This window comes from Agathobaculum sp., assembly GCF_050946325.1.
In the GTDB taxonomy this organism is placed as follows: Bacteria; Bacillota; Clostridia; order Oscillospirales; family Butyricicoccaceae; genus Agathobaculum.
The window spans coordinates 1-5,058 of the sequence record NZ_JBMNUP010000140.1 but is presented as its reverse complement, the minus strand read 5'-3'; the positions used below and the strand labels follow the sequence as shown (position 1 = coordinate 5,058).

At 55.7% G+C, this 5,058-nt stretch carries 6 protein-coding genes; all 6 read right to left on the bottom strand.

Going from position 1 to position 5,058, the window contains the following annotated elements; translation table 11 throughout:
* Window positions 1-834, bottom strand: an 834-nt coding sequence (hflX, locus tag ACOYIE_RS09275; protein ID WP_433412562.1) for a GTPase HflX, incomplete at its 3' end; no start/stop codon positions are given.
* Between the two features lie 71 nt (window positions 835-905).
* Window positions 906-1,109, bottom strand: a complete 204-nt coding sequence (gene rpmE / locus ACOYIE_RS09270) for a 50S ribosomal protein L31 (RefSeq protein WP_031475830.1) — start codon at window positions 1,107-1,109, stop codon at window positions 906-908.
* A gap of 88 nt (window positions 1,110-1,197) precedes the next feature.
* Window positions 1,198-1,656 (bottom strand): S-ribosylhomocysteine lyase, encoded by a 459-nt coding sequence (locus ACOYIE_RS09265; protein ID WP_433412560.1) that lies wholly within the window; start codon window positions 1,654-1,656, stop codon window positions 1,198-1,200.
* Window positions 1,653-3,050 carry an MATE family efflux transporter gene (locus ACOYIE_RS09260; protein WP_433412558.1) on the bottom strand — a complete coding sequence of 466 codons (1,398 nt, stop codon included), beginning with the start codon at window positions 3,048-3,050 and terminating at the stop codon, window positions 1,653-1,655. Before ACOYIE_RS09260 ends, ACOYIE_RS09265 begins: the two co-directional genes overlap by 4 nt.
* A gap of 108 nt (window positions 3,051-3,158) precedes the next feature.
* Window positions 3,159-3,818 (bottom strand): HAD family hydrolase, encoded by a 660-nt coding sequence (locus tag ACOYIE_RS09255; protein ID WP_433412556.1) that lies wholly within the window; start codon window positions 3,816-3,818, stop codon window positions 3,159-3,161.
* Window positions 3,819-3,831: 13 nt separating this feature from the next.
* The coding region (locus tag ACOYIE_RS09250; protein ID WP_433412554.1) for a chloride channel protein at window positions 3,832-5,058 on the bottom strand (1,227 nt) is incomplete at its 5' end.

The following is a 5,058-nucleotide window of genomic DNA, read 5'->3' as shown; positions in this document are numbered from 1 at the left end:
CGCCGACACCAGATGATGCGGCAGCTTGCGGATAAAGCCGACCGTATCGCTGAGCAGGATCTCCTGCGTATCCGAAATACGCTTTTTGCGCGTGGTCGGGTCCAGCGTATCAAACAGGCGGTCATTCGCCTCAATATTCGCACCGGTCAGCGTATTGAGCAATGTGGACTTGCCTGCATTGGTATAGCCGACAATCGCGACCATGGGCAGCTCGGTTTTTTTGCGCTGGCGGCGCTGCACCGCACGCACCTGCCGCACCTGCTCCAGGTCGCTCTTGAGCTTGTCGATCCGACGGCGGATATGACGGCGGTCGGTCTCAAGCTGGGTTTCGCCCGGTCCGCGCGTGCCGATCGGGCTTTTGCCGCCGCCCGCCGTCTGGCGCACAAGGTGCGTCCACATGCCGGACAGCCGCGGCAGGATATACTGGTACTGCGCCAGCTCAACCTGCAATTTACCCTCGCCCGTGCGGGCGCGCTGCGCAAATATATCCAGAATCAGCGCCGAACGGTCCAGCACGGTGCGTCCGGTCATCTCTTCCAGACTGCGCATCTGCGAGGGAGACAGTTCGTTGTCAAATAAAATCAAGGTGGCGTCGTTGGCCTCTGCCAGCGCTTTGACCTCCTCCGCTTTGCCCTCACCGATGAAGGTGCGCGCATCCGGTGCAGGACGGCGCTGCAGCGTCATGGCAACCGCCTGTGCGCCCGCGGTTTCCGCCAGCGCACGCAGCTCGTCCATGGTGCGCTCGTCCGCGCCCTGCGCGGCCGTAAAGCCGGGGCAGGACAGGCCCACCAGCACCGCGCGCTCCACCTGCTGTTCCAGTTGATTTTCGGTCATCTTGGTTCCTCCCTTCCGTGTCTGTTTCGACAAAAAAGCCATCGAACACTCGTTTCGATGGCTTTCCTGAGTTACTTATCCAGATTGAAACGCTTCTTGAAGCGATCAACACGTCCGCCGGTGTCTACCAGCTTCTGCTTACCCGTGAAGAAGGGGTGGCACTTGGAGCAAACGTCAACGACGATATTCTCCTTAGTGGAGCCGGTCTCAATGACATTGCCGCAGGCACAGCGGATCGTGGTCTGCTTGTACTCGGGATGGATGCCCTGTTTCATGTTGTTTCACCTCTTTCCACGGGAAATCATACAATTTCTCTTACAGTCGTAAAATTATGATAACACAGCATTATCAAAATTGCAAGCATTATTTTTCATATACCAGATTTTCTTCTGTCCAGCCGCGTAGCACCGGAATCATCGAGGCCGCCAGCACCTTGGCTCCCGCCAGATCATGCAGTTTGCAGTTGCCGCATTCCACGCGGCTTGCACCCGGAATCTCCCCTTCGTAAGCGGCGACAAAGTCCATCGTTTGCTGCACCAGCAGGATTGCATCCGCCGGCTGCATATCGCGCACAAGGAAGTAAAAACCGGTCTGGCAGCCCATCGGGCCGCAGTAAATTACCTTATCCGCCCATGCGGAATTGCGGGCAAAGGTCGCAAACAGATGTTCAAACGTGTGTCCCGCCGCAGGGTCAATATAAGTGCCTGCATTGGGATAGACCATCCGGATATCATAGGTCGTGATATCGCCATCGACCCGCGAAGTATACATCCCCGGCTTCAGTTTATCGTGATTAACTTCAAAGCTTGCAATCCGCTTCATGCCTTACCCTCCTTACCGGCCTTTTCCATACCCAGATACTGCAATTCACTGCGGTATTCCTTCCACAGCAGCACATACGAAATGGCAAAGGAGACAACCTCTGCAATCGGGAAAGCATACCAGATTGCATGCAGTCCCATCCATCGTCCCAGCAGCCACGCCGCCGGCAAGATGATGACCAGCTGACGGCAGACTGACACGATCAGGCTGTTCATGCCGCGCGCTGTTGCCTGAAACAGCGTAGAATTAATAATACCGAATGCCGCACCGATAAACGACCAGCTAATGGTTTTGAGCGCCGGCACGCCAACCGCCAGCATCTCCTGCGCAGCCACTGCGTCCGTGCGGTCAACAAACAGCATCAGCATATTATCTGTCATCGTCTGGAAGATCACCAGACCAACAGTCATGATGACAAAAGCCGCAGCCAGTGAGATTTTATAAGCTCCAAACAGGCGTTTTTTATTGCGCGCGCCATAGTTGTATCCCATAACCGGCAGCGCGCCCTGGTTGAGGCCGAACACCGGCATGAACACAAAGGTCTGGAGTTTGAAATAGATACCAAGCACATTGACCGCGATCTGCGAAAAATCAATCAGAATACGGTTGAGTCCTGCCGTCATCACCGAAACCACGCTCTGCATCACAATGCCCGGCAGGCCGACGCGGTAAATATCCCGCACGGTCTGTACGCGCCACTTGAACTGACGCATATTGAGTTTCAGAATCTTCTGATGGAAAAACGCGCCCCACAGACCGATCAGCATACCGATGATCTGGCCGATGACCGTAGCAAGCGCCGCGCCCTGTACGCCCATTTCCGGAAACGGCCCGATGCCGAAGATCATCAGCGGGTCCAGAATGATATTGACAATTGCACCGACCAGCCCCTGTACCATTGGGATGATCATGTTGCCGGTTGACTGCTGAATCTTTTCACACATCATCGAAATCATAACGAAAATGCTCAGTCCCACCGCAATGTGCGAATACTGCTGCGCCTGCGTCAATATCTCCTCCCCCGGCTTGAACGCCGCAAGGAAAGGATTTGCCAGCACAAATCCGATCAGCAAAAACACCAATCCGCCAATCACAGACAGCGCCAGGCCGTGTTCTGCCGCGGATTCCGCGTGAAGCTGCCGTTTTTCGCCCAGCCGACGGGCAATCAGCGAATTTACGCCCACGCCGGTGCCCACGCCGATTGCAATGACCAGCGATTGCAGCGGGAACACCAGCGATACCGCCGCCAGCGCGCTTTGTGAATACTGCGCCACAAAGATGCTGTCCACAATATTGTACAGCGCATTGATCAGCATCGAGATCATCGCCGGCAATGCCATAGAGAAGATCAGCGGACCCATCTTGGCCGTTCCCATTTTGTTTTGTTCTTCCAAAGTACCATCCCCTAACGAAAACGAAGCCGCGCCGGAGTTTGTCCAGCGCAGCCGTAGATTTATTTCCACTTTATAGTATAACGCATCCCTATTTATAGCGCAATACTTTTATAACAGTTTTCCATACAATTCGTCAAAGGAGTGTTCCACAAAACAGTCGCTTGCGGCGCGCGCCTCCGCTTCTCCCGCCGCATAGGCCGGCTCTGCCATGCCGCATACACGGAATCCCGCCCTTTTCGCCGTTGTGCAGGCATAGGGGGCGTCCTCAAACACAACGCACTCTTCCGGCGCAAGTCCCAGACGCTCAGCAGTATGCAGATAGATATCCGGCTCATGTTTGGATACGCCGACATCTTCAATCGTAAGCATAAATGCAAAATAATCCAGCATATCCCTGTCCCGCAGCGCCTTTTCCGCATGACGCCGCGCGGTCAGCGTTGCGACCGCCATTTTAACGCCGCGCGCCCGCAGCGCATTCAGAAAGCCGAGCACACCGTCCTTTGGCCTGGCAATCGCCGCATACCGCGCTTCAATCAGCCGGTCCATACCGTCCATCAGCCCCTGTGCATCCATTGGCAGCACCGGATAGCGGTCTATAAAATACTGCGCAACCTCCGGCTGGGAAAACCCCTCCGTTCTGGCATAGTCCTCGTCCGAGATGTGTACGCCAAACTGCGCCAGGTAATTCTGCGTCAGCCGATGCCACACCGGCATGGAGTCAAGCAGCGTTCCGTCCATATCAAAAATTGCGCCTTTGAAATTCTGCATCGACAAACCCCTCTCACTTCGTCTTTCGGTCGATAAACTGCGGCCGCATTTTAGAATATAGAATTTTCTGTTCACTGTACAGCCCGTAATAACCGCTGAGCATATAGGAGATGGATATGACCAGCGCAAACAGAGCAAGACTTTGCCCGCCAAACAGCTCATAGGCCAGCAGAATAGAGGTCAGCGGCGAATTGGTCACCCCGCAAAATACAGCGACCATCCCCAGCCCCGCCGCAAACGACGGTGCAAGGCCGAAAAAGCCGCCATAGGCCGCGCCGAAGGTCGCACCAATAAACAGCACCGGTACGATTTCCCCGCCTTTATATCCCACGCCGATTGTAACCGCCGTCATGACCAGCTTGATAAAAAATGCTGCTGGGGGGGCTTCTCCCGCACAGGCGCGCTCAATCATCGCAACGCCCGCGCCATTATAGGCGCGCGTGCCCAGCAGAACCGACAGCAGCACAACCACCGCGCCGCCCACTGCAATGCGGACATACTGATCCGATATATAATGGTTAAACAGATGCCCGATTTTATGAAACACAATGCACACAACAGCCGACAGGACCGCACACGCCACGCCAAACAGCGTCAGCTTGACAAGCAGCAGCGCATCCGCCGCCTGCGGTATGCCGGAGACGGCAAAGCGCGTCGCTTCACCGCCGAGCTGCAGCGCCACCCAGTTTGCGATAACCGAAGCCAGAATGCACGGGAACAGCGCCGCATAGTACATCACCCCTACGCTGACAACCTCCATAGCAAACACGCTGGCCGCCAGCGGTGTGCCAAACAGCGCCGCAAAACCCGCCGCCATGCCGCACATCGTAATCGTGCGGGAATCCTTATCATCCAGGTGCATCCAGTGGCCGATATTGCCCGAAATCGCACCGCCAAGCTGCAGCGCCGCGCCCTCGCGGCCAGCCGAGCCGCCGAACAGGTGCGTCGCTACCGAGGTAATAAAAATACTCGGCGCCAGCCGCAGGCGAACGGGATGATTTTCCCGCACCGATGTCAAAATAAAATTGGTGCCCCGCTCCAGCGGCATATCAAAGAAATGATACCAGTATGCAATGAACAAACCGGCTCCTGGCAGAAAATACAGCATCCAGGCGTTTTGCTCCCGCATTTGTCCCGCCCATTCCAGCGCATGATGAAACACTGCGCCCACTACGCCGACCACCACGCCGATAATTGCCGCAAACAGACACCATCGCGCAAAAATCAGCGCATTTTTTGC

Bases quoted from the DNA above. Each gene is read 5' to 3' on its own strand.
- rpmE (WP_031475830.1), bottom strand. From the start codon at position 1,109: ATGAAACAGGGCATCCATCCCGAGTACAAGCAGACCACGATCCGCTGT.
- ACOYIE_RS09265 (WP_433412560.1), bottom strand. From the start codon at position 1,656: ATGAAGCGGATTGCAAGCTTTGAAGTTAATCACGATAAACTGAAGCCG.
- ACOYIE_RS09255 (WP_433412556.1), bottom strand. From the start codon at position 3,818: ATGCAGAATTTCAAAGGCGCAATTTTTGATATGGACGGAACGCTGCTT.